19 protein-coding genes are annotated in these 22751 nt (G+C 71.7%); 6 read left to right on the forward strand and 13 right to left on the reverse strand.

The features are described 5' to 3' along the window. Positions 1–12: 12 nt before the first annotated feature. Positions 13–462 carry a nucleoside-diphosphate kinase gene (gene ndk / locus LO763_RS21450; RefSeq protein WP_439650314.1) on the reverse strand — a complete coding sequence of 150 codons (450 nt, stop codon included), beginning with the start codon at positions 460–462 and terminating at the stop codon, positions 13–15. Positions 463–546: 84 nt separating this feature from the next. Between ndk and LO763_RS21455 the strand changes: the two genes are divergently transcribed. Together LO763_RS21455 and LO763_RS21460 are read left to right on the forward strand one after the other, a co-directional pair. After that, the gene (locus LO763_RS21455) at positions 547–2085 is read left to right on the forward strand and encodes a VOC family protein (RefSeq protein ID WP_230788667.1); all 1539 of its coding nucleotides are present in this window, start codon (positions 547–549) and stop codon (positions 2083–2085) included. Positions 2086–2120: 35 nt separating this feature from the next. Further along, on the forward strand, positions 2121–3140 hold the full coding sequence (locus tag LO763_RS21460; RefSeq protein WP_230788669.1) for an SCO2521 family protein: 1020 nt from the start codon (positions 2121–2123) through the stop codon (positions 3138–3140). On the opposite strand, the gene LO763_RS21465 is transcribed toward LO763_RS21460, so the two are convergent. Genes LO763_RS21465 through LO763_RS21475 form a run of 3 tightly spaced genes read right to left on the reverse strand, consistent with a single transcriptional unit; the run spans position 3137 to position 6941 of the window. Beyond that, positions 3137–4132 (reverse strand): SCO2522 family protein, encoded by a 996-nt coding sequence (locus LO763_RS21465; RefSeq protein WP_230788670.1) that lies wholly within the window; start codon positions 4130–4132, stop codon positions 3137–3139. The two genes, LO763_RS21460 and LO763_RS21465, sit on opposite strands and share 4 nt — an antisense overlap. Continuing rightward, positions 4129–5073: an SCO2523 family variant P-loop protein gene (locus LO763_RS21470; RefSeq protein ID WP_230788672.1), complete on the reverse strand. Its 945-nt coding sequence runs from the start codon at positions 5071–5073 to the stop codon at positions 4129–4131. The genes LO763_RS21465 and LO763_RS21470 overlap by 4 nt, the downstream gene beginning before the upstream one ends. 2 nt (positions 5074–5075) lie before the next feature. Next, the gene (locus tag LO763_RS21475) at positions 5076–6941 is read right to left on the reverse strand and encodes an SCO2524 family protein (RefSeq protein WP_230788675.1); all 1866 of its coding nucleotides are present in this window, start codon (positions 6939–6941) and stop codon (positions 5076–5078) included. 207 nt (positions 6942–7148) lie between these two features. On the opposite strand from LO763_RS21475, the gene LO763_RS21480 reads away from it, so the two are divergent. Beyond that, positions 7149–7346 (forward strand): hypothetical protein, encoded by a 198-nt coding sequence (locus LO763_RS21480; RefSeq protein WP_230788678.1) that lies wholly within the window; start codon positions 7149–7151, stop codon positions 7344–7346. On the opposite strand, the gene LO763_RS21485 is transcribed toward LO763_RS21480, so the two are convergent. From LO763_RS21485 to LO763_RS21510, 6 genes are all read right to left on the reverse strand, one after another. Beyond that, a complete protein-coding gene (locus LO763_RS21485) occupies positions 7343–7858 on the reverse strand; it encodes a GNAT family N-acetyltransferase (protein ID WP_230788681.1) in 516 nt (171 codons plus the stop codon). The two genes, LO763_RS21480 and LO763_RS21485, sit on opposite strands and share 4 nt — an antisense overlap. Positions 7859–7860: 2 nt before the next feature. Next, positions 7861–8274, reverse strand: coding sequence for a DUF4233 domain-containing protein (locus LO763_RS21490; RefSeq protein ID WP_230788684.1), 414 nt, complete (start codon positions 8272–8274; stop codon positions 7861–7863). Further along, the gene (locus tag LO763_RS21495; RefSeq protein ID WP_230788687.1) at positions 8267–9607 is read right to left on the reverse strand and encodes a bifunctional folylpolyglutamate synthase/dihydrofolate synthase; all 1341 of its coding nucleotides are present in this window, start codon (positions 9605–9607) and stop codon (positions 8267–8269) included. The genes LO763_RS21490 and LO763_RS21495 overlap by 8 nt, the downstream gene beginning before the upstream one ends. Positions 9608–9696: 89 nt before the next feature. Further along, the gene (locus LO763_RS21500; protein WP_230788692.1) at positions 9697–12315 is read right to left on the reverse strand and encodes a valine--tRNA ligase; all 2619 of its coding nucleotides are present in this window, start codon (positions 12313–12315) and stop codon (positions 9697–9699) included. Between the two features lie 9 nt (positions 12316–12324). Further along, a complete protein-coding gene (gene meaB / locus LO763_RS21505) occupies positions 12325–13293 on the reverse strand; it encodes a methylmalonyl Co-A mutase-associated GTPase MeaB (protein WP_230788697.1) in 969 nt (322 codons plus the stop codon). Then, entirely contained in the window at positions 13293–14450 is a 1158-nt protein-coding gene (locus LO763_RS21510) for an acetyl-CoA C-acyltransferase (protein WP_230788699.1), read from the reverse strand. The genes meaB and LO763_RS21510 overlap by 1 nt, the downstream gene beginning before the upstream one ends. Before the next feature lie 33 nt (positions 14451–14483). On the opposite strand from LO763_RS21510, the gene mce reads away from it, so the two are divergent. The 3 genes from mce to LO763_RS21525 all read left to right on the forward strand — a co-directional run bounded on the left by mce (position 14484) and on the right by LO763_RS21525 (position 18302). Continuing rightward, on the forward strand, positions 14484–14912 hold the full coding sequence (mce, locus tag LO763_RS21515; protein ID WP_230788702.1) for a methylmalonyl-CoA epimerase: 429 nt from the start codon (positions 14484–14486) through the stop codon (positions 14910–14912). Positions 14913–15129: 217 nt separating this feature from the next. After that, positions 15130–16329 carry a coiled-coil domain-containing protein gene (locus LO763_RS21520; RefSeq protein WP_255672891.1) on the forward strand — a complete coding sequence of 400 codons (1200 nt, stop codon included), beginning with the start codon at positions 15130–15132 and terminating at the stop codon, positions 16327–16329. 176 nt (positions 16330–16505) lie between these two features. Next, positions 16506–18302 carry a DivIVA domain-containing protein gene (locus LO763_RS21525; RefSeq protein ID WP_230788708.1) on the forward strand — a complete coding sequence of 599 codons (1797 nt, stop codon included), beginning with the start codon at positions 16506–16508 and terminating at the stop codon, positions 18300–18302. Positions 18303–18451: 149 nt separating this feature from the next. Here the strand turns inward: LO763_RS21525 and mmsB are convergent, their stop codons facing one another. From mmsB to chvE, 3 genes are all read right to left on the reverse strand, one after another. Beyond that, positions 18452–19750, reverse strand: coding sequence for a multiple monosaccharide ABC transporter permease (gene mmsB, locus LO763_RS21530; protein ID WP_230788711.1), 1299 nt, complete (start codon positions 19748–19750; stop codon positions 18452–18454). After that, complete coding sequence (gene mmsA, locus LO763_RS21535; RefSeq protein ID WP_230788713.1) at positions 19747–21300, reverse strand: multiple monosaccharide ABC transporter ATP-binding protein; 1554 nt, start codon at positions 21298–21300, stop codon at positions 19747–19749. The genes mmsB and mmsA overlap by 4 nt, the downstream gene beginning before the upstream one ends. 105 nt (positions 21301–21405) lie before the next feature. After that, positions 21406–22479, reverse strand: coding sequence for a multiple monosaccharide ABC transporter substrate-binding protein (gene chvE / locus LO763_RS21540; RefSeq protein ID WP_230788718.1), 1074 nt, complete (start codon positions 22477–22479; stop codon positions 21406–21408). Positions 22480–22751 lie beyond the last annotated feature (272 nt).

Consider the following 22751-nt stretch of genomic DNA (forward strand, 5'->3'; position numbering starts at 1 on the left):
GCCCCAAGCGGTTCAGGAGGCGAACCAGAGGTCGATCTCGCGCTTGGCCGACTCCTCGGAGTCGGAGGCGTGGATGAGGTTCTGCTGGTTCGACACCGAGAAGTCGCCGCGGATCGTCCCGGGCTCGGCCTTGCGGCCGTCGGTGGCGCCGGCGAGCTTGCGCACCACCGGGATCGCCTCGTCGCCGGAGGCCACCAGGCTCACCAGGGGGCCCGAGGTCATGAAGGCCTTCAGGCCCTCGTAGTACTCGCGGCCCACGTGCTCGGCGTAGTGGGCGTCCGAGAGCGCGGCGTCCATCGTCCGCAGGCGCAGCTGGTCGATGCGCAGCCCCTTGCGTTCCAGGCGGGCCAGGACCTCGCCGACGAGCCCGCGCCGGACGGCGTCGGGTTTGATCAGCACGAGCGTGCGCTGCTGGGCCACGGAGAACTCCTCGAAAGCGACTGTCGGATAAGTGGCTGTCATCCTAAGCGATGTTGTGCCCGTTGCCTCACCCACGTACGATTCACGTTGAAACCCGGTTTCCCAGTTGTGGATGAGGTGTCCCAGATGCCCCCCAGGCAACCACCGCGGCCCGCCCCACGGCCTTCCAAGGCGCCCAGCAGAGGCGGCGCGAAAGGCGGGGCCGCCCGAGGCGGGGCGAAAGGCGCCGCCAAGGGCGGTGCGAAGGGCGGCGCCAAGGCGGGCGGCGTCCGCAAGGCCGCGCCCGCGAAGGCGGCGCCCCGGGGCGCGCGCCAGCCCGCGGGCCGGGGGGCCACCGCCGAGCAGCTGCGCCAGCAGCGGCTCATGATGGACCAGCAGCGGCGCCAGCGCGAGGCCCGGTGGTGGGCGATCAACCAGCACGCCATGAAGGACCTGCACTCGCGGCAGCACCACGCGGCCGGGGGCGAGGCGATCGGGACGATCCTCAACGCCGACCGGCGGATGCGCTGGCGGACCTCGCGCGCGATCGGCGCGATCACTTTACTGATCCTGGCGTTCTTCTTCACCTCGATGTCCATCGGCGCGCAGAACCTGGGCATCGCCGTGCTCGCGTTCCTGTGCCTGGCCGGGTGCATCGCGTTCTTCACCGTGGAGCACTCGGCGCGGCGCTTCCCGCAGCCGGTCCCGGCGCCGCCGATCATCGGGCAGCACCGGCTCGAGGACCTCATCGTCGAGGACGACCCGCCGCGGCCCCCGGCCGCGAAGGACCGGGCGCCGGGCACGATCGACGCGCTCGACGACATGTTCGAGGCTCCGCCGCGGCCGGAGGCGGGACCCGCGGCGAGGCCCGCGGCCGCGCCTGTGCCTGCGCCGGAACCGGAGACGGCGCCGAAGGCCGCTGAGCCCCCCGCCCCGCCCGGGCCCGCCGCGCAGGCGGCCGAACCGGCGGGTCCGACGCCCGAACCGGCGGCGGGCGAGCCCGTCGAGCCGTCGCCCCCCGAGGCGCCGCGGGCGGCCGCCGCGGCGATGCCCGCGCCCGTGATCGTCACCGAACCGGTGCGGCCCCTCGCCGAGCCGGCCGATCCCCCGCCCGCAGCGTTCACGCTGCCGACCGAGCAGGTCGGCGGTGCGGAGGCGCCCCCGGCCGGGGACGCGCCCGCCAAGGGGCCCATCGCCGAAGCCGTCACCCGGCTCAAGGCGCCCTCGCCGCCGCGCCAGCGCGACTCGTCCGAGGGCCGGGGCACCGCCGCCGACCTCGCGGCGATGCTCCTGTCGGAGGAGCGGCTCGGGGGCACCGACGTCACCGACGTCGCGGCCACGCTCATCGTCGCCGACCTCCAGCGGTCCGTCGAGTTCTACACGGACGCCCTGGGCCTCCAGGTCGCCGACCGGACCGAGGAGGCCGCCGTGCTCGACGCCGGGTTCGGGAAGATCCTGCTGTGGGAGCGGCCCGACGCGCCCCCGGGCGAGACCGGCGTCATGCATCTGACCTTCGAGGTCGGCGACATCGACGCGACGTTCGCGGAGATGAACGAGGCCGGCGTCGAGTTCCTGCACCTGCCGCGCACCGCGCTGCTGGGGAAGAACTACCAGATGCGGGCCGCGGCCTTCCGCGACCCGGACGGGCACGGCCTGGCCATCACCGAGCACCGGGAGCGCGAGTAGCGGACGCCGTTCCCGCCGAAGGAGAGTGACGCCCGATGCTGATCGTCGGCGAGATCCACACGGGGCTGCTGCCGCACTCGCGCCCGCTCACGCCCGAGGAGGCCCGCGCGGCCCTGTCGCTCGCGGTGGGCGAGACCGTCGTGCAGTGGGCCAGGCCCGTCCCGCACACCGCGTCGCCGACGCTCCTGCACGGCGTCGACTGCCGGCTCCCGCTGGGGCCCAAGCCGGGGAACCGGCACGCCGTCGAGCAGGCCGGCGGGGCGGTGCGGGCCGTGGGCACCGTGTGCTCGCGGGCGGTGCTCACCGGCGGCCACCTGCTCCAGGGCTCGTCGTGGACGGCGGTGTCGCCGCCGCGGCAGCCGCGCCGGATGCCCTGGTCGTACTACCTGGCGCACCCCGGGACGCTGGAGACGATCGGGAGTTTCGACGCCCGGCGCCTCGCCGAGGGGTACCTGGTGGCCGAGCACCGGCGCGACCGGTCGGGGCTGCTGGACGCGGCCGCGATCGCGCGGCACTCGATCACCGACGTCCTCTCCCGTTCCGTGCTCGACCAGCGGCCCCCGATCAAGACGGGGTCGACCCGGCTGCGGTGGGCCGCGATCGCCGATCCCGGTGCGGGCAAGGCGGTCGCGTTCCGGCTGGTCGGGACCGACCGGCGGCGCATGAGCATGGTGACCGGGGCGATCGAGCCCGAGCACGTGGCGGCCGCGGCCGAGGACCTGGCCGTCCACGACTGGCTGCTCAGCGCGGTGGCGGCCCGGATCGCCCTGGCGAAGATCGGCGAGGACCCGCGGCACACGCTGCGGACCCTGCGGCCCGTCGTCGACCACCTGCTGCACCTGTGGGCGGCGGGGGCGCGCACCGCGCGGGACCTGGAGTTCATGTGGGACTCGCTGGAGCGGCGGCCGGGCCTGACCGGGCAGTGGCGCAGCATGACCGAGCGGGTCCGCTCGCAGATCGACTACGGCGCGGCCGACATCGCCGCGCAGATGCTCGACATGATGGAGCGGCGCCAGCGGCAGGCCGGCGGCACCGGCGACCCGTACTACCGCTAAAGGGGCCCTTGGAAGATGTAGGTGAGCCGGTCGACGAGCTCGTCCGGGAGGGCCGCGCCCTCGCGGGCGGCGGACTTGCGGATCGACTCGACCGCCCCCGCGTCGGGGCGGACGGCCCCGCAGATGACGCGGACGGCGTGCTCGACCTCGAGGAAGTCCACCGACAGGACCGAGACGGTCCGGTAGGCCGGGAACGGGAACGCGTCGGCCTTCAGCTGGAGGATCGGCGGCATGGCCGCCCACGTCTCGGGGAAGCGGGCCGAGCGCGCCCGGTCGGGGTCGTGGCCGTGCTCGACGGGCACGACCGCGTCGACCGGTTCGGGCACCCCGATGCGGCGGCCCTGGTCGCGCAGGACGCCCAGGCGCAGCAGCTGCCAGACCGAGGCGAGCATCGGGCAGGACCAGCGCCGGCCCTGCTCGGTGTCGTTCCACAGTTCGACGTCGAGGAACACCGAGTGCTCGCGGCGGGCGTTCTGGCTCGGCGGGACCCACTGGTCGGCGGCGCCCATGGCGACGCGCTTGGGCTTGGGGCTGGGGACGCCGTTGCACAGCCAGCCCGAGCGCGCCACGGGCGGGCGGGAGCCGTTGGTCCCCGGGGGCGGTTCGAACACGATCCGGTCGGCGACCAGGCCGGCCAGGTCGAGGCCGCCCATCCGGGCGCACGCGGACTCGCGGGCGAGGTAGTCGATGCGCAGCCCCGCGTCGGCGGCGGCCTCGGTGACCACGGCGATGAGCTTCTCGGGCGAGGGCAGGTCCTGGTGGAAGTAGTCGTCGACGAGGTAGCAGGTGCTGACGCGGGGCGTGCGGCCGCCGAGGCGCCGGGTCAGGGCCTCGGTGGTGCCGTGGACCCAGGCCGCGGCCGAGGCCATCTCCTCCTTGAGGGCGTCGGGCCGGGCCAGGTCGTCGGCGTAGAGGTGCCCCACCTCGATCGACAGGTGGGACATGCCGAAGCGTTCGGTGCGCTGCTTGGCGCTGGTCTCCTCGTACGTCATTCGATCCCCCGGGCGAGGGCCTCCAGGCCCGGCGCGAACAGCTCCTCGGCGGAGCGCGCGGCCAGTTCCGAGAAGGCCTTGACGGTCTCGTGGTTGGCGATGTCGAGGGTGACGGTGTCGGCGTCGGTGAGGATCTGCTCGCGCCACTGGAGCACGGGGTCGAGGGGGACCGAGCCGAGCAGGTTCATGCGCCCGAGCTTGAGGCGCGCGGCCATCTGGTGCAGGTCGGCGTCGATCTTGCGCAGCCAGCGGACCTGGGTGGGCTTGAGGCCGGAGAGGTCGGCGCCGTCGGGGTCGACGACCGCGGTGCGCACGTAGCGGATCGAGGCCAGGAGCTTGCGCTGGTACTCGTCGCCGAGGCCCTTGCTGGTCTCGACCAGGCCGCGTTCGCCGTAGACGAGCGAGTGGGCGGCGAGCACGTGCTGCTTGGTCCAGCGGTGGTAGACGATCCAGCGCCACGGCAGGTTCGCCAGCTCGGGGCGGGCGGTGGCGGCCATGACCATCTCGGTGGCGTGGGAGCGGCCCGCGCTGAGGTCGACGATGACGAGGTCGAACTCGCGCGAGAGCTCCTGGAGGAGGTCGACGCAGCGGTCGACGGTGGTGTCGTCGCCGGGGAACTCCGAGCCGTCGGCGTCCCCGGGGCACAGGACGAGCTCGCCCGCGCCGTCGGGCCGCGCCTGGAGCTCGGTGCGGTCGCTCTCGGCCCACACCGAGTGGCGCTCGGGCTCGGAGGCGAGGTCCTGGAGGTACTCGTGGATGCCGTTGCCGTGGGTGCCGTGGGCGAGGTCGTCGATGGCGAAGATCGCGCCGGCCGTGGGCGAACCGAAGTCGAAGTCCACATAGCACACGTTGTGGCCCTGGAGGGCGCGGCGGAAGGCCAGGTTGCACGAGGAGACCGAGCGGCCCGTGCCCCCCTTGTCCGAGGTCGCGAACAGCAGCATCGTCACACTCCGGTCTCGGCGTCGCGGCCGGCCGCGATGAGCCGGTCCAGGTCGATGAGGGCCTTGACGCCGAGCGCGAAGGCGGTGCCGGGGCGCTCGTCGACGACGTCCTTGGCGTGGCGGATGGTCAGGCCGACCGAGCGGATCTCCTGCGCCAGGGCGGGGCCGGCGTTCGCCGAGCCGCGCAGCAGCTCCTGGTCGTAGACGTGCTCGGCCTCGACGAGGAGTTCGTGCGCGAGGTCCTCCAGGGGCCGCGAGCGGGCCGGTTCGGAGGTCGCGAACTGGGCGGCGAGCACCATCGCCTCGACCACGCGGATGGTGAAGTGCCAGGAGGGGGCGTCGAACCGGTTGGGGAGCTCGGTGAAGACCTGCTGCGGCTGGTCCCACAGGCGCGCGGCCCGCCCCTCGCGCAGGCGCCGGCGCGCCAGGTGGTCCCACACTTGGTCGGCCACTTCGAGCAGTTCGGCGCGGGCCTCGATGGTGACCAGGAGGCCGGCGGCGTGGTAGAGGCGCTTGAGCAGCAGCGGCGCGAAGTCGACCATGTTCCAGATCATGGCCGGGCCGTCGAGCTTCTCGATGCCGGCCAGTTCGGCCCTGACGCCCGGGAAGTGCATCTCGATGGCGCGGTCGCGCCTGAGGGGGCGGCGGGTGATGCGGCCGCGGTTGGCGAGCTCGGTGAGGACCTCGCCGAGGCGGATGAGGTCGTCGTCGCCGCCGCGGGAGGCGCCGAACGTGTCGGTGGCGACGGCGCAGACCAGCAGCGAGTAGTAGTCGTACTCCAGGCCGTCGGTGGTGCGCCAGGGGACGTCCTCGAGGGGCCATTTGGAGCCGCCGCCGAAGGAGGCGACCATGGCCCAGTAGCGGCGGGTGACGTCCATGCGCAGCTGGAGGGATTGCGCGAGGCGCTGCTCCTCCTCGGTGAGGAGGTTGCGGCGCATGACCCGCGGCGAGAAGAGGGTGGCGATGGCCTCCAGGGCGACCACGGTGAAGTACAGGTAGGGGGCGTCCTCGGCGCGGCCGGTGCGCTGGGTGGAGGTGTCGGAGACGTCGAGGATGTCCGGGGCGTCCTCGACGACGGACCAGGACCAGCCGATCTCGAACAGCTTCGTGGGGGCCGCGACGCCCGCGTGGCCTCCCGAGCCGACGGTGATGTTGCGCAGGGACGCGATGATCTCCTCGGAGGCGTCGCGGAAGCGGCGCACGATCTTGCGGTCGGGCTGGCCGTCGACGTTGATGAGGGCGATGAGCTGGCGCCCGAAGTCGTCGTCGGCGTCGAAGGTGGACACCGCGAAGGACCGCAGCAGGCCGGTGATCGCGCCCAGGAGGCGGCGGTGGACGGCCTTCTCGACCTTCGTGAACTCGTCGGCGAGGTCGTCGCGGGACATGCGGTCGACGGTGGGGGCGAAGTCGGACAGGAAGGTGAGGGACGCGAGGCACAGCGGGATCGCGAGCGCGAAGCCCTCGGTGACGTCGATGGCGCGCTGCTCGGGGTTGGCCTGCCGGGTGCGGTCGACCCGGTGCATGTTGGAGCCGCCGGAGTAGACGGGCACGCCCGCGTCGTCGACGTGGCGCTCCATGTACTCCTTGACGAAGCGCATGATGCGGATGGGGATCTCGACGGCGTCGCCGAGGCCGCCGAGGGCGTCGAGCACGGGGTCGCTGGTGGCGTCGGGGTCGGCGTAGTTGAGCTCGACGAGCTCCTGGGCCGGGTAGAGCAGGCACAGCAGCTGCTGGGCGTCGCCGACGGCGTCGGAGTCGTTGCGCCCGCCCCAGTGCCACTCCTTGTGCCTGCCGCCGTCCTCGGCGGGCCGCCAGCTGTAGGCGACCTGCGCCTTCCAGATGTCGAGGAGCTGTTGCCGAGGCTGCATCTTCACAGGGGACCACCGCCGAGGGCTCGCAGGACCGAATCGGACCACTTCACTATGGCATGTCGATGCGACGCAAACGGACTCGCAGAACGCGTGTTGTCGGCTACCCGACAGGAGACGGGGGTACGCGAGGGGGTCTCGCGGCGTCCTATGAGCAGGGACGGCAAACCGGGCGAACCGGTCCCCTTGAAGGCGCGAGGAGTCGGCATGGTCGAGATGGTACTGGCGGGCGTGATCATCGGCGCCGTGTCGGCCGCCGCCGCGGTCTCCGGCCTCCAGGACCGGCGCCGCCGCAGGGCGGAGCGGCGCGGGACCGAGGCCCCGGTCTTCGGCGAGCCGATCCCGAGCGGATGGGCGCACACGGCCCGCGGCGACGGGCGCGGCCGCGCCGAAGGCGGACGCTAGGCCTTCAGTTCATAGACGCTGCACGGGACCCCGACGCCCGGCACCACGGTCTCCCGCTCCAGGGACATGCCGAGCTTCTCGGCCACGCGGATCGAGGCGGCGTTCTCGGCGTGGATGCACGAGACCACGCGGTCGAGCCCGAGGTCCCCGAAGGCGAAGCCGGCCACGGCCCGCGCCGCCTCGGGCGCGTAGCCGCGGCCCCACCGGTCGCGCCTGACGCGCCAACCGAGCTCGGTGGCGGGCAGGATCTCCGGCAGGAAGGACGGGACCGCCAGCGCGGCCCAGCCCACGAAGGCGCCCGTCGCCGACTCGACGGCGGCGAAGACGCCCCAGCCGTGCTCGTCCCAGTGCGCCGCGGCCTTCGCCGTGCGCGCCTCGGTCTCCTCGGGGGTCAGCGGGCGGCCGTTCCCGATGTAGCGCATGACCTCCGGGTCGGCGTTGATCGCGGCGAGCGCCTCGGCGTCGGCGACCGCCAAGGGGCGCAGCAGGAGCCGCTCGGTCCGCAGTTCCACGCTCATCGCCTCGGCGGCTTCCCGAGCTGGATCTTCACGGACCAGCAGTAGGCCCACACCAGCGCGAACACGATCCCGGCCACGCCCAGGGCCCAGTGGATCGGCCAGCACGCGATCAGCGCGGCCTGGAGCACCGCGCCCGCGGGCCACACCCAGGGGCGCCGCGACATCCCGGCGAGCAGGACGCACGCGGCCGTCAGGACCAGGATCGCCACGGTCGCGAACCCGCTGTCCTCCAGCAGGATCCGCATCGGGACGATCCCCAGCAGCAGTGCCAGCGCCTCGAAGCTCAGCGCCATCGCCGCGAGGCCGCGGGCGGCGCGGGCCGGGTCGCGCAGGCCCGAGCGGGCCGGGTCCGGCTCGGTCCAGGGCGCCTCGGCCTCTTCGGGCTCCTCGGGGTGCTCGTGCTCAGCCACGGCGACGGCCCACCAGGACCTTGCGGGCGTCGGCGACGGTGAAGACCGAGCCGGTGACCAGGACGCCGCCGCCGGACTCGTACACGTCGTCGGCCTCCTCGGCCAGCTCGATGCCGCGGGCGATCGCGTCGGCCAGGTGCGGGATGACGACGACGCGCTCCTCGCCGAAGACCTCCCGGGCGAGCTTCGCGAGCGTCGCCGCGGGCATCGCCCGGTCCGAGGAGGACTTCGTGACGACGACCTCGTCGAGCAGCGGCTCGAGGAGCTCGAGCATGTGCTCGGTCTCCTTGTCCGCGAGCATCCCGACGACGCCGACGAGCTTGCGGAAGTTGAACTCCTCCTCGACGGCCTTGGCCATGGCCTCCATGCCCGCGGGGTTGTGGGCGGCGTCGAGGATGACCGCGGGGGCCGTGCGCACCACCTCGAGGCGGCCCGGGGACGTGAAGTCCGCGAACGCCTCCCCCACGACCTCGGCGTCGAGGGCCTTCGGCTCGCCGGCGCCGAGCAGGACCTCGACGGCGGCCAGCGCCAGGGCCGCGTTGTGCGCCTGGTACTCGCCGTGCAGCGGCAGGAACAGGTCCTGGTAGCGGGCGGCGCGGGTCTCGACCGTGATGAGCTGGCCGCCGACGGCGACCTCGCGGGCGGTGACCTCGAAGCCGCGGCCCTCGGGGACGAGCTTCGCGCCGACGGCGTTGGCGCGGCGCAGCAGCGGCTCCATCGCCGAGCGCTCCTGCACCGAGGTGACCAGCGTCGACCCCTCGTGGACGATCCCGGCCTTCATCGTCGCGATCTCGGCGAGGGTCTCGCCGAGCCACTTGGTGTGGTCGATGCCGATGGGCGTGATGACCGCGACCTCGGCGCCCAGGACGTTGGTCGAGTCGGTCTCGCCGCCGAGGCCGACCTCCACGACGCCGACGTCGATCGGGGTGTCGGCGAAGGCCCCCATGGCGAGCGCGACGGTCATCTCGAAGTAGGTGAGCGGCTCGGCGGCCTCGCGGTCGACGAGCTCGGCGAGCGGCGCGATCTCGTAATACTGCTGGGCGAGCCCCTCGGGGCTGATCGGCTCGCCGTCGATGCAGACGCGCTCGGTGACGTCGTTGAGGTGCGGCGAGGTGAACATGCCGGTGCGCAGGCCGTGCCCGCGCAGCAGCCGCTCGATCATGCGCGTGGTCGAGGTCTTGCCGTTCGTGCCGGTGACGTGCACGGCGCGGAAGGACCGCTGCGGGTCGCCCATCATGTCCAGCAGCTGCTTGATGCGGTCGAGCGTGAAGTCCCAGCGGGAGAACCCGCGGGACTCGAGAGCCGCTTCGACTTGCGCCAGTTCGGCGTTCACTGTGGTTGTCCCCCATGGTCATCGACGAGACTTGCGGGTCGGTCGCTGATGGTGCGGCGGCCGGGGCCGGCGGGCGGCCCCGGCCCCCGTCACGCGAGCCGTTCGAGCTGCGCGGTGATGCGCGCGATGTCGGCCTCGGCGGTCGCCTTGCGCGCCTTGATCTTCTCGACCACGGCGTCCGGCGCCTTCGCGAGGAACGCCTCGTTGCCGAGCTTCCCGGTCGTCCCGGCCAGCTCCTTCTCGGCGACCTTCAGGGCCTTCTCGAGCCGGGCCCGCTCGGCCGCGACGTCGATGGTCCCGGAGGTGTCCAAGGCGACCGTGACCTGGTCCGAGACGGCCAGCTCGGCGGTCGCCGCGAAGCCCTCGCCCTCGTGCTCGAGCTTCGCGAAGGCGCGGATGAGGCCCTCGATGCCGCCCAGGCCCGCCGCGTCCAGGCCCGTGATGCGCGCGGCCACGGACTGGCCGGGCTTGACGCCCTGGTCCGAGCGGAAGCGCCGCACCTCGGTCACGAGGCGCTGGAGGGCGCCCACGAGCCGCTCGGCCTCGGCGTCCGAGCCGGCGGCCACGGGCCAAGCGGCCACGGTGAGCGAGCCGCCCTGCGCCTCGGTGCCGGTGAGCGTGAGCCACAGCTCCTCGGTCACGAACGGGATCACCGGGTGCAGCAGGCGCAGCAGCTGGTCGAAGACGTGGCCGATGACCCGGCGGGTGTCCTCGGCCCGCCGCCCGCCCTCGGCGAGCACCGGCTTGGTCAGCTCCAGGTACCAGTCGAACACGTCGTCCCACGCGAAGTGGTACAGCGTGTCCATGGCCTTCGCGAACTCGTACTGCTCCAGTCGGGCGTCGACGGCCTCGACGGTGTGCGAGAGCCGAGAGAGGATCCACCGGTCGATCAGCGACGGGTCGGCGGGCAGGTCGCCCTCCACGGTCGCGCCGGACATGAGCGCGAACCGGGTGCCGTTCCACAGCTTGTTGCAGAAGTTCCGGGCGACCTCGGCCAGCTCGATCGAGGCGATGCCGTCCGCGCCCGGGTTCGCGTCGCGCGCGAGCATGAACCGCAGCGCGTCCGCCCCGTACTGGTCGACCACCTCGAGCGGGTCGATGCCGTTCCCCAGGGACTTCGACATCTTCACGCCGTTCTTGTCCCGGAGGAGCCCGTGGAGGACCACCTCCCCGAAGGGCGCCTTGCCCATCGCGTAGGTGCCGAACATCATCATCCGCACCACCCAGAAGAAGATGATGTCCCAGCCGGTGATGAGCGCGGCCGTCGGATAGAACTTCTCCAGCGCCGGCGTCTCCTCCGGCCAGCCGAACGTCGAGAACGGCCACAGGCCCGAGGAGAACCACGTGTCGAGCACGTCGGGGTCCTGCACGTACCCCTCGGGCGCGGTCTCACCCGGGCCCACGCACACCTCTTCGCCGTTCGGGCCGTACCAGATCGGGATGCGGTGGCCCCACCACAGCTGGCGCGAGATGCACCAGTCCAGGAGGTTGTCCACCCACGAGAAGTAGCGCTTCTCCATCTCCGGCGGGTAGATCTTCGTCTCGCCGCTCCGGACGGCGTCCCCGGCCAGCTTCGCGAGGCGCTCGACCTTCACGAACCACTGGAGCGACAGGCGCGGCTCCACCGTGGTGTCGCAGCGCTCGCAGTGGCCCACGGCGTGCGTGTACGGGCGCTTCTCGGCCACGATCCGGCCCTCGGCCCTCAAGGCGGCGGCGATCGCCGAGCGCGCCTCGAACCGGTCGAGGCCCTGGAACGGGCCGTGCGCGGTGATCGCGCCGCGCTCGTCCATGATGAGGATCGACTCCAGGCCGTGCCGCTGGCCGATCGCGAAGTCGTTCGGGTCGTGCGCCGGGGTCACCTTCACCGCGCCGGTCCCGAACGCGGGGTCGACGTGGGCGTCGGCCACGATCGGGATGCGCCGTCCGGTGAACGGCACCTCCACCGTGGTCCCGACCAGGTGCGCGTAGCGCGGGTCGTCGGGGTGGACGGCCACGGCGGTGTCGCCGAGCATCGTCTCCAGGCGGGTCGTGGCCACCACGATCGAGTCCTCGCCGTCGCCGTACCGCATCGACACGAGCTCGCCCGCGTCGTCCTGGTGCTCCACCTCCGCGTCGGAGAGCGCGGTCATGCAGCGCGGGCACCAGTTGATGATGCGCTCGGCGCGGTAGATCATGCCGTCGTCGTACATGCGCTTGAACATCGTCTGCACGGCGTTGGAGAGCCCGTCGTCGAGCGTGAACCGCTCGCGGTCCCAGTCGACGCCGTCGCCGATCTTCTTCATCTGCGAGGAGATGCGCTCGTGGTAGACGTGCTTCCACTCCCACGCCTTCTCCACGAACGCCTCGCGGCCGAGGTCGTGGCGGGACAGGCCCTCCTTGTCGGCGAGCTGGCGCTCCACCACGTTCTGCGTGGAGATGCCGGCGTGGTCGGTGCCGGGCAGGAACAGGGCCTCCTTGCCCCTCATGCGCTCGCGGCGCACCATCCAGTCGATGAGGGTGTGGTTGAGCGCGTGCCCCAGGTGGAGCTGCCCCGTCACGTTGGGCGGGGGGATCACGACCGCGTAGGGCTCGCGGTCGGAGTCGTCGGCAGCCTTGAACCGGCCGTCGGCTACCCACTTCGCGTAGCGTCGCGCCTCTACGTCTACGGGCGCGTACGTCTTCGGAAGCTGGGTCTCCGGGGCCGGCGTCTTCTTCGCTGCGTCTGTCACCGCTCCAGTCTACGAAGCCGCGCGGTGGGAAGGCGACGAGGTTTGGCCGGTGTCGCCGAGGACGCTCCGGGCCGCCGAGGCGACGTCGGTCTCGCCGTCGGCGACGGCCTCGGCGAGCGCCTCGGGGACCTTGTAGCGCTCGCGCAGGGCCGCGTCGACGCGGGCGCGGATCTCCGCGGCGGCCCGCTGCCGGCGCTTGAGGGCGAGGCGGTCGCCCTCGGCGAGCCAGTCGCGGTGCTTGCCGATGGCGGCGACGAGGTCGTCGATGCCCTTGGACTCGGCGGCGACCGTGGTGCAGACGGGCTGGCGCCACTCGCCGGGCTCGCGCCGGACCAGGCTCATCATGGCCTTGAGGTCGCGCACGGCGCCGTCGGCGCCGGGCCGGTCGGCCTTGTTGACGACGTAGACGTCGGCGATCTCCACGACCCCGGCCTTGACGGCCTGGATGCCGTCGCCCATGCCGGGGGCGAGCAGCAGGAGCGTCGTGTCGGCGAGGCTCGCGATCTCCACTTCGGCCTGGCCGACGCCGACGGTCTCGACGACGACCACGTCGAAGCCGAGGCCCTCGAGGAGGCGCACGCCCGCGCCGGTGGTCGCGGCGAGGCCGCCGAGGTGCCCGCGGGTGGCGACCGAGCGGATGTAGACGCCGTCGTCGAGGGCGTGGTCGGCCATGCGGACGCGGTCGCCGAGGATCGCCCCGCCCGAGAACGGGCTCGACGGGTCCACGGCCAGGACGCCCACCCGCAGGCCCGCCTCGCGCCAGGCGGCGATGAGCGCGGACACGAGGGTGGACTTGCCGACGCCGGGCGAGCCGGTGAGGCCGACGATGAGCGCGTCCCCGCCGGTGACCAGGCGGGCGACCTCGGAGGCGTCGATGCCGTTCTCGCCATTGGTCTGGTTCTCGACGGCGGTGAGGAGGCGGGCGGTGGCCCGGCGGTCGCCCGCCCGGGCCGCCGCCACGATGTCGGGCAGCCCCATCAGGCTCCCTTGAGGACGATCGCGTCGCCCTGGCCGCCGCCGCCGCACAGCCCGGCCGCGCCGAGCTGCCCCGGGGCGAGCTGGCGGGCGAGGGTCTGGGCGAGGCGGGCCCCGGAGGCGCCGATCGGGTGGCCGAGGGCGATCGCGCCGCCGTCGGGGTTGACGCGGTCGAGGTCGACGCCGAGGGTCTCGGCCGAGGCGAGGACGACCGCGGCGAAGGCCTCGTTCATCTCCACCACGTCGAGGTCGGACGCGGCCAGACCGGCGAGGCCCAGGGCCTTGGCGATGGCGTTCGCGGGCTGGTCGAGCAGGGAGTTGTCGGGCCCGGCGACGGTGGCGTACGCGAGGATCTCGGCGGTCCAGGCCCAGCCGTTGGCCTCGGCGACGGACTTGCGGGCCAGGACGAGCGCGGAGGCGCCGTCGGAGATCTGGGACGCGCTCGCGGCGGTGATGGTGCCGTTCTCGGTGAAGGCCGGGCGCAGCTGGCCGAGCTTCTCGGGCGTCGAGTCGGGGCGCACGCCCTCGTCGGCGTCGACCAGGCCCTTGCGGGTCTCGACGGGGGTGATCTCCTCGGCGAGGCGGTCGAGCGCCTTGGCGGCCCGGCGGTGCGACTCGGCGGCGAAGACGTCCTGCTGCTCGCGGGTGAGCGAGCGGCCCTTGAGGTGGCGCTCGGTGGACTCGCCCATCGAGATGCCGTCGTAGGCGTCGGTGAGCCCGTCGTGGGCGAGGTGGTCGATGAGGACGGCCTCGCCGTACTTGAAGCCGCGGCGGGAGCCGGGCAGCAGGTGCGGGGCGCGGCTCATGGACTCCATGCCGCCCGCGACGAGCACGTCGGCGGCGCCGCCGCGGATGAGCTGGTCGGCCAGGCCGACCGCGGTGAGCCCGGAGAGGCAGACCTTGTTGACCGACAGCGCGGGGACGCGCATCGGTAGCCCGGCGGCCACGGCGGCCTGGCGGGCGGGGTTCTGGCCGCATCCGGCGGGCAGGACCTGGCCGAGGAGGACCTGCTCCACGAGTTCGGGGCCGATGCCGGCCCGTTCGATCGCGGCTCGGATCGCGGTCCCGGCCAGGTCGGTGGCGGGGATCTCGGCGAGTGCGCCGTTGAAGCGCCCGATGGGTGTCCGGGCGGCGGCGAGGATAACGGTGCTGTCGTTCATGGCGAACCTCCGTTGGTCGATACGCTCGATGTTATGACGTTCACTGAGGGCATCGGATTGCGGCGCATCGATCACGTGGGAATCGCGGTCCCGGACCTGGACGCGGCCCTGGTGTGGTACGAGGGCGCGCTCGGCGGCACGGCGGTGCACCGGGAGGTCAACGAGGCGCAGGGCGTGGTCGAGGTGATGGTCGCGTGGCCGGAGGGCGGGGCGCAGGTGCAGCTGCTCGCGCCGCTCGGCGAGGACTCGCCGATCGCGCGGTTCCTGGGGAAGCAGGGCCCGGGGCTCCAGCAGCTCGCGTTCACCGTCGCGGACGTCGAGGCGGCCGCCGCGGCGCTGCGGGAGCGGGGCGCGCGACTGCTCTACGACGAGGCGCGCCGGGGCACCGCGGGGTCCAAGATCAACTTCGTGCACCCCCGGGACGCGGGGGGCGTCCTGGTCGAACTGGTCGAACCCGCTTAGCGCCCTTGCGGTCGGGGGGCCGCCGGGCGGGCCGGGTGTCGGATACGCGACGCCGTTCGGGTGACGCTCGCACGGAGCGGAAACGGCACTCGAATCGAGATCCGTGTCGTTCCAAGGTTTTCGCCCGATTTGCGGCTAGTGTTACCGGTGGTTTCAGCCCCCACAAACCCCTGACCTTGCTGTCGACATATCCGGTTGCGTCTGCAAGTATTGGTCCATGTCGCAGCAGCCCTCCAGCAGTACCTTTTTCGACAACGACCAATCGGTGCCGGAATTCCCCGTGCAGTTGCGGGGTTACGACCGGCACCAGGTGGATGAATTCATCCAGAAGAACCTCGCCAAGCTGACCCAGACCGAGAGCCAGCGCACCGAGGCCGAGCAGCGGATGACCGACGCCCAGCGTCGTCTGCGCCAGGCCGAGCAGCGGGTCCAGGGCCTCGAGCAGCGCCTCGGGGAGCAGCAGAAGCAGCTCGAGGAGAACTCCCGCCCGACGCTCTCCGGGCTCGGCACCCGGGTCGAGCAGATCCTGCGGCTGGCCGAGGAGCAGGCGAACGAGCACCGCGCGGAGGCCAAGCGCGAGACCGAGGGGATCCTCTCGGCCGCCCGCCTGGAGTCGCGCGAGATCACCGACGCCGCCCGCGGCGAGGCCGGCAACCTGAAGCAGAACGCCGAGCGCGAGGCGAACACGCTGCGCACGCAGGTCGAGCGCGAGGTGGCGGAGCTGCGCACCAACGCCCGCCGCGAGTGCGAGACCCTGCGCGCCGACGCGGAGCGCGAGACCAAGCAGCTGCGCACCGCCACCGGCCACGAGGTCGCCGAGCTCAAGGCGTCCGTCGAGCGCGAGGTCGCGACCCTGCGCGCCACCGCCGACCGCGAGATCACCCAGCTGCGCGCGAAGGCCGCCCGCGAGGCCGAGGAGAAGCGCGCCGAGGCCGCGAAGCTCTTCGCCGAGGCGAAAGAGAAGCGCGACAAGGACCTCCAGGCCCTCGACCTCGAACTCGCCGAGCGCAAGGAGAAGTCCGAGCGCGAGGAGTCCGAGCGCCACACCCGCGCCGTCGCCGAGACCCAGAAGCTCGTCTCCGACGCCGAGAACCGCGCCCGCGACGCCGAGGAGCGCGCCAAGTCCGCCGAGACGCGCGCCGAGGAGAAGCGCTCCGAGGCCGACACCTACGCCGAGGAGACCACGGGCAAGGCCAAGCGGGACGCGCAGAAGCTCGTCTCCGACGCCAAGGCCGAGGCCCAGCGCCTGCTCGCCGACGCGAACTCGGACGCCGAGCGGGTCACGAAGGAGGCCGAGTCCAAGGTGGCCGACCTCACCGCCAAGCGCGACCAGGTCCAGGAGACCCTGCGCAACCTCAGCGGCCTGGTCAGCGGCGCTCTCGGCGGCGCTCTCGGGCAGCAGTCCGACGAGAAGTAGAAAAACCTGACAGACGAGTAAACCTGGCGAATCCGCGTTACCGTCGAAGCCTACGACTAGTGAAGAATGATCGTAGGCGTAGGTCGACGGTGGAGGAACCACAGCTTCGGCCGCGTCCCGTCACATCCGGTCCCTAACCGGCGGTGGCGGGACGCGGCTTACGTGAGGATGAGGGTATGGCGCGTGAAGACAGACTCGATGACTCGGAACTGCTGACCGGCTTCAACGAGGGCGGTCCGATCGAGTATGAGTTCGAGACCGCTCTGCGCGGGTACGACAAGGGACAGGTCAAGCGGTTCCTTCAGCAGATGCAGCTCCAGATGGACACGTTGGCGGGGGAGCGGGCCGAGGCGCTCGCGCAGATCGACCGCCTGGTGGTCCAGATCCAGCAGTTGCAGGCGCAGATCCAGGAGCTGCGGCGCCGCAGCGCCGCGGGCGACAACGCGTCGTACCGCCACTTGGGCGTGCGGATCGAGCACATGCTGACCCTCGCCGAGGAGCAGGCCGAGGAGATCAAGGCCAACGCCCACAACCAGACGCAGCACCTGCACCAGCGCGCCGACCAGCGCCTGCGCGAGGCCGAGGCGCAGATCGAGCAGGCCCGCAAGGACTTCGAGACCACGTTGAAGGCGCGCCGGGCCGCCGCCGAGAAGGCCGAGGTCGACCGGCGCGCGATCATCGACGCCGAGATCAACAAGCGCGCCCGCGAGGCCCAGTCGATGGTGGACCAGGCCAAGGAGCGGGCCGCGGCGCTGGTGGCCGAGGCCGAGCAGGACGCCGAGAGCAAGCGGGCCGCCGCTGACGAGCAGACCCGGCAGCTGGTCGCTCACGTCGAGCGCTTGAGGACCGAGGCGCAGCAGCTCAAGGACGACGCGACCCTCGCCGCCGAGCAGGCGGTCGCCGAGGCCCGCGAGAAGGCCGACCGGATCGCGGCCGAGGCCGAGGCGGAGGCCGAGCGCAAGCGCGCCGAGCACGAGGCGGAGCTGCGGGACCTGCGCACCGAGGCCGTCGAGAACCTCGAGCGGTTCAAGCAGGAGACCGAGACGTTCGCGCAGACCGTGCGGACCGAGGCCGAGAACGAGTCGACCCGGCTGCGCGCCGAGGCCGCCGACAACGCGACCCTCACGCGCACCGAGGCCGTCGACGAGGCCAAGCGGGTCCGCCAGGAGGCCCAGCGCCGGCTGGAGGAGGCCGAGGCCGAGGCCGAGCGGCTGACCGCCGAGACCGCGGCGAAGACCGCGCAGTTGCAGGCGGAGGCCGACGAGGCCGCCCGGACGGCGCGCGAGAACGCCGAGGCCGCCGCGCTGCGCCTGGCCGAGGAGACCGAGCTGGAGACGCAGCGGCTGCGCGAGCAGGCCGCCGACGCGGGCCGCAAGGAGCGCGAGGCGGCCGAGGCCGAGGCCCGCCGGATCGGCGAGGAGGCCGCGGCCGAGACGCAGCGGCTGCGCCAGGAGGCCGCCGCCGAGGCCGAGCGCGTGACCGCCGAGGCCGCCGCCGACGCCGCCCGGCTGCGCGAGGACGCCGACAAGGCCAAGGCCGAGGCCCAGGCCCAGGTCGAGCGGGCCCGCGCCGAGCTGGCCGCGGTCGAGGCCGAGCGCGAGCGGCTCCTGGCCGACGCGAAGACCGAGGCCGCCCGGATCCTGGACCAGGCGAACCTGGAGGCCGAGCGGATCAGGACCGACCGCGACCAGTACGTCTCGGAGGCCGAGAAGAAGGCCGACAACGCCAAGCGCCGCGCCGAGGAGCTCTCCAAGTCCGCCAAGCAGACCGCGCGGCGCGACTCCGAGGCGATCCTGGCGACCGCGCGGGCCCAGGCCAGGAAACTGGTCGAGGAGGCGCGTGCGGGCCGCGAGGCGGACGCCGAGGCGCCCGCGCAGGACGGGTCGGGCAAGTCCTCGAACACCGCCCGCAAGCGGACCCAGAGCGGCGGGAAGCAGAGCAGCGAGGCCACCGAGAAGGTGTCGTCCTCGTAGGCGACAGGACGTCGAGGGCCCGGTGCGCAAGCACCGGGCCCTCGTTCGTGCCGGTCCCGTACGCGCGGGCGGGGCCCGCGGCGCCGAGGCGCCGCGGGCCCCGCCCGCGACCGGTGCGGCCGAGCCCCCGGGGGCCCGGCCGCCTGCGTCTACTGCTTGGCGCCGGCTTCGGCGGGCTCCTTGTCGGAGCCCCCTTCGGCCTTGCGCTTGGCCTCGCCCGAGCCGCCCGGCGTGGTGCCGACCAGCGGCAGGCCGCCGCCGTTGGAGCGCTTCTTGTTCCACACGTCGAACAGGACCGCCGCCAGGACGACCAGGCCGAGGATGACGCTCTGCATGTCCTGGCCGACCGACAGGATCGACATGCCCTGGTTCATGACGCCCATGACCAGACCGCCGATGACGGCGCCGATGATGGTGCCCACGCCGCCGGTGACCGACGCGCCGCCGATGAACGACGAGGCGATGGCGTGGAGCTCGAACATCTCGCCCGCGCCGGGGGCGGCCGACTGGAGGCGGGCGGTCACGATGACGCCCGCGAGGCCGGCCAGCGCGCCCATGTTCACGAACACCCAGAAGCTGGTGGCCTTGGTCTTCACGCCCGACAGGAGCGCGGCCTTCTCGTTGCCGCCGCCCGCGTAGACGTGGCGGCCGAACACGGTCCGGTTGGCGATGAACGAGTACAGCAGCACCAGCGCCAGCAGGATCCAGCCGATGACCGGCAGGCCCTTGTGGGAGTAGAAGACGAACGCGGCGGCCGCGATGACGGCGACGACGAGCACGACCTTGGAGATCCACGCGAGCTGCGAGGACCCGGCGATGCCGGCCTTGAGCTGGCGGGCGCGGCCGCGCACCTGGAACAGGACGTACAGGGCCGCGCCGATGATGCCGGCGACGAGCGTCAGCAGCTTCATGTCGTAGCCGAAGACCTCGTAGCCGGAGGCGAGCTTGTTGTACGTGCCGGAGGTGCCCAGGGTCTCGGCGTCCAGGACCATGATGGTCAGGCCGCGGAAGATGAGCATGCCCGCCAGGGTCACGATGAACGCCGGGATGCGCACGTAGGCGATCCAGAAGCCCTGCCAGACGCCGATGAGGGCGCCGACGGCGATGGCGATGAGGACCGCGAGATACCAGGGCAGGCCCCAGTCGGAGAGGGCGATGGCCGAGACCGCGCCGCAGAACGCGAGGACCGAGCCCACCGACAGGTCGATGTGGCCGTTGACGATCACCAGCATCATGCCGATCGCGAGGATCAGGATGTAGGAGTTCTGGAGGATCACGTTGGTCAGGTTCAGCGGCGTGATGAAGTTCTGGTTCTGCACCGAGACGCTGAGGACCTGGAACAGCAGCATGATGAGCGCCAGGGCGATGATCATGCCGTAGGCGCGCAGGTTGAAGTTGCGCAGGCCCGAGAGCAGGCTCGGGCGCGGCTTGGACTGGACGGTGCTCATTGGCGTAGTTCTTCTCCCCCGGATGCCGTCTCAAGGGTCATGAGGCGCATCAGTTCTTCCTGTGTGGCGTTCTCGCGGTCGACCTGGCCGGTGATGTGACCGGCGCTCATCGCGTAGATGCGGTCGCACATGCCGAGCAGCTCGGGCAGTTCGGAGGAGATCATGAGGACCCCCTTGCCCTGGTCGACCAGCTTGTGGATCAGCTCGTAGATCTCGTACTTGGCGCCGACGTCGATGCCCCGGGTCGGCTCGTCGAGGATGAGCAGCTCGGGTTCGGTGAAGACCCACTTGCCGAGCACGACCTTCTGCTGGTTGCCGCCGGAGAGGTTCCCGGCGAGCGAGTAGACCGACGGGGCCTTGACGCCGAACTCGGTGCGCAGGCGCTCCGAGACCGAGTTGATCCGGTGCTGGTCGACGACCCCGTACTTCGAGAGCTTGTACAGGCCCGGCAGGGTGAAGTTCTCCCGCAGGTCGTACTCGAGGTGCAGGCCGAAGTTCTTGCGGTCCTCGGTGGCGTACGCCAGGCCCGCGCCGATGGCGTCGGGCACGGTGCGCAGGCGCAGCGGCTTGCCGTCGAGCGTGACGGTGCCGGAGATGTCCGTGCCCCAGGAGCGGCCGAAGACGCTCATGGCGAACTCGGTGCGTCCCGCGCCCATGAGGCCCGCGAGGCCGACGATCTCGCCGCGGGCGACGTTGAGGGCGGCGTTGTTGACGATGACGCGCTCACGCTGGTCGGGATGGTGGACGGTCCAGTCCCTGACCTCGAAGAAGGTCGCGCCGATCTTGGGCTCGTGCGGCGGGTAGAGGTGCTCGAGGTCGCGCCCGACCATCGACTTGATGAGCCGGTCCTGGGTGACCTTGTCGCCCTCGGTGCTCAGCGTCTCGATGGTCTGGCCGTCGCGCAGCACCGTGATGTTGTCGGCGACCGACAGCACCTCGCCCAGCTTGTGGGAGATGATGATGCTGGTGACGCCCTCGTCGCGGAGCGCGCGCAGGAGGTCGAGCAGGTTCTCGGAGTCGGTGTCGTTGAGCGCGGCGGTGGGCTCGTCGAGGATCAGGAGCTTGACGTTCTTGGACAGCGCCTTGGCGATCTCGACGAGCTGCTGCTTGCCGACGCCGATCTTCTCGACGAGGGTCTGCGGGTTGTCGTGGAGGCCGACCTGCTTCATGAGCCGGGAGGCCGCGGCGTTGGTCTTGTCCCAGGAGATGAACCCGCCGGACTTGCGCTCGTTGCCCAGGAAGATGTTCTCGGCGATCGACAGTTCGCCGACGAGCGCGAGCTCCTGGTGGATGATGACGACGCCCGAGGCCTCGGAGTCGCGGATGCTGCGGAAGCGGGCGGGCTTGCCCTCGAGCTCGATCTCGCCTTCGAAGTCGCCGTGGGCGTAGACGCCCGACAGGACCTTCATGAGCGTCGACTTGCCGGCGCCGTTCTCGCCGACGAGTGCGTGGATCGTGGCCCGCTCGACCCGCATGTCGACCCCGGACAGCGCGAGCACGCCCGGGAATCGCTTGGTGATCCCCCTCATGCGGAGGATGTCTTCAGACATGACTGGTCCTAAGTGGAATGGACTGATGCTCTGGGGAGAGGTACGGGGGCGCCCCGGTGTCCCGGAGCGCCCCGCGAGGGAGGAGGCGTTGCGGCGGCGCGGACGCTACTGCAGGTCGGCGGCGTCGACGTAGCCGGAGTCGACCACGACCTCCTGGTAGTTGTCGACGTCCACGCTGACCGGGGTCAGCAGGAAGGCCGGGATGACGTGGTCGCCGTTGTCGTAGGTCTCCTCGTCGTTGACCTCGGGCTTCTTGCCGTCGAGCAGGGCCACGACCATCTCCACCGCGGTGGTGGCGAGGTCGCGGGTGTCCTTGAACACCGTCGAGGTCTGGCGACCGGCGATGATGTACTTCAGCGACTCGATCTCGGCGTCCTGGCCGGTCACGACCGGGAGGGTCGTGTAGTTGTTGGACTCCAGCGAGGAGACGATGCCGCGGCTGATGCCGTCGTACGGGGCCAGCACGGCGTGGACCTGCTCGCCCTTGTAGTGGGTCGAGAGCAGGTTGTCCATGCGGTCCTGCGCGATGGCGCCGTCCCAGTTCTCGGTCGCGATCTGCTCCAGCTCGACCTCGCCGGACTTGACGACCAGCTTGCCCTCGGCGATGTAGGGCTCGAGGACCGCCCAGGCGCCATTGAAGAAGTACGGCGTGTTGTTATCGGTCAACGCGCCCGCGAACAGCTCGATGTTGAACGGCCCGGCCTGGTTCTCCAGGTCGAGCGCGGTCACGATGTACTCGCCCTGCAACGTGCCGACCTGGATGTTGTCGAAGCTCGCGTAGTAGTCGACGTTGGGCGTGTCGAGGATCAGGCGGTCGTAGGCGATGACCGGGATGTCGGCCTCTTTGGCCTGGGCCAGCGGGCCGTTGAGCGACTTGTTGTCGATCGCGGCGACCACGAGGGCCGCGACGTTCTGGCTGACCATGGTCTCCAGCTGCGCGACCTGGTCGTCGGGGACGTCGTTCGCGTACTGGAGGGTGACCTTGTAGCCCTCGTCTTCGAACGCCTTCTTGAGGTTGTCGCCGTCGAAGATCCAACGCTCCGAAGTCTTCGTCGGCATCGCGACGCCGATGGTCTTCGCACTGTCGCCGCCGTCTTCGGACGCGCAGGCCGAGGCGGTGAGCGCCACGGCGGCCGCGCCGGCGGTTCCGGCAAGCAGGTGTCGTCGGTTGACGTTCATCTGGTTAGTACTCCTTCGTACCGGGCGATACCGGCGCATGACCGATGTCGCCCTGGGGTCAAGACGGATTCGATAGTTCAACGTTTTTCCACAACCGTCAACAGCGACGGCACCTCGTGTCCGAATCGTTGCTTTTCAAGTTCGTGGAATTCAGACACACTGATCTCTCAGGGCACATCGGATGATCGCCGCCACAACAGAAATGACTAAGAGTACCGGGGTGATCACCCTTTCGTGCCACATCTCTACGGCCGACTACCACTCGGTCGTTC

The sequence above is a fragment of the Glycomyces amatae genome (assembly GCF_020991375.1).
Lineage (GTDB): Bacteria > Actinomycetota > Actinomycetes > Mycobacteriales > Micromonosporaceae > Glycomyces > Glycomyces amatae.

Coding starts and splice junctions, on each gene's coding strand:
- meaB (WP_230788697.1), bottom strand. CDS start 13,293: ATGGGGCTGCCCGACATCGTGGCGGCGGCCCGGGCGGGCGACCGCCGG.
- LO763_RS21520 (WP_255672891.1), top strand. CDS start 15,130: ATGTCGCAGCAGCCCTCCAGCAGTACCTTTTTCGACAACGACCAATCG.
- ndk (WP_439650314.1), bottom strand. CDS start 462: ATGACAGCCACTTATCCGACAGTCGCTTTCGAGGAGTTCTCCGTGGCC.
- mce (WP_230788702.1), top strand. CDS start 14,484: ATGACGTTCACTGAGGGCATCGGATTGCGGCGCATCGATCACGTGGGA.
- LO763_RS21480 (WP_230788678.1), top strand. CDS start 7,149: ATGGTCGAGATGGTACTGGCGGGCGTGATCATCGGCGCCGTGTCGGCC.
- LO763_RS21475 (WP_230788675.1), bottom strand. CDS start 6,941: ATGCAGCCTCGGCAACAGCTCCTCGACATCTGGAAGGCGCAGGTCGCC.
- mmsB (WP_230788711.1), bottom strand. CDS start 19,750: ATGAGCACCGTCCAGTCCAAGCCGCGCCCGAGCCTGCTCTCGGGCCTG.
- LO763_RS21465 (WP_230788670.1), bottom strand. CDS start 4,132: ATGACGTACGAGGAGACCAGCGCCAAGCAGCGCACCGAACGCTTCGGC.
- LO763_RS21460 (WP_230788669.1), top strand. CDS start 2,121: ATGCTGATCGTCGGCGAGATCCACACGGGGCTGCTGCCGCACTCGCGC.
- LO763_RS21525 (WP_230788708.1), top strand. CDS start 16,506: ATGGCGCGTGAAGACAGACTCGATGACTCGGAACTGCTGACCGGCTTC.
- chvE (WP_230788718.1), bottom strand. CDS start 22,479: ATGAACGTCAACCGACGACACCTGCTTGCCGGAACCGCCGGCGCGGCC.
- LO763_RS21455 (WP_230788667.1), top strand. CDS start 547: ATGCCCCCCAGGCAACCACCGCGGCCCGCCCCACGGCCTTCCAAGGCG.
- LO763_RS21510 (WP_230788699.1), bottom strand. CDS start 14,450: ATGAACGACAGCACCGTTATCCTCGCCGCCGCCCGGACACCCATCGGG.
- mmsA (WP_230788713.1), bottom strand. CDS start 21,300: ATGTCTGAAGACATCCTCCGCATGAGGGGGATCACCAAGCGATTCCCG.
- LO763_RS21470 (WP_230788672.1), bottom strand. CDS start 5,073: ATGCTGCTGTTCGCGACCTCGGACAAGGGGGGCACGGGCCGCTCGGTC.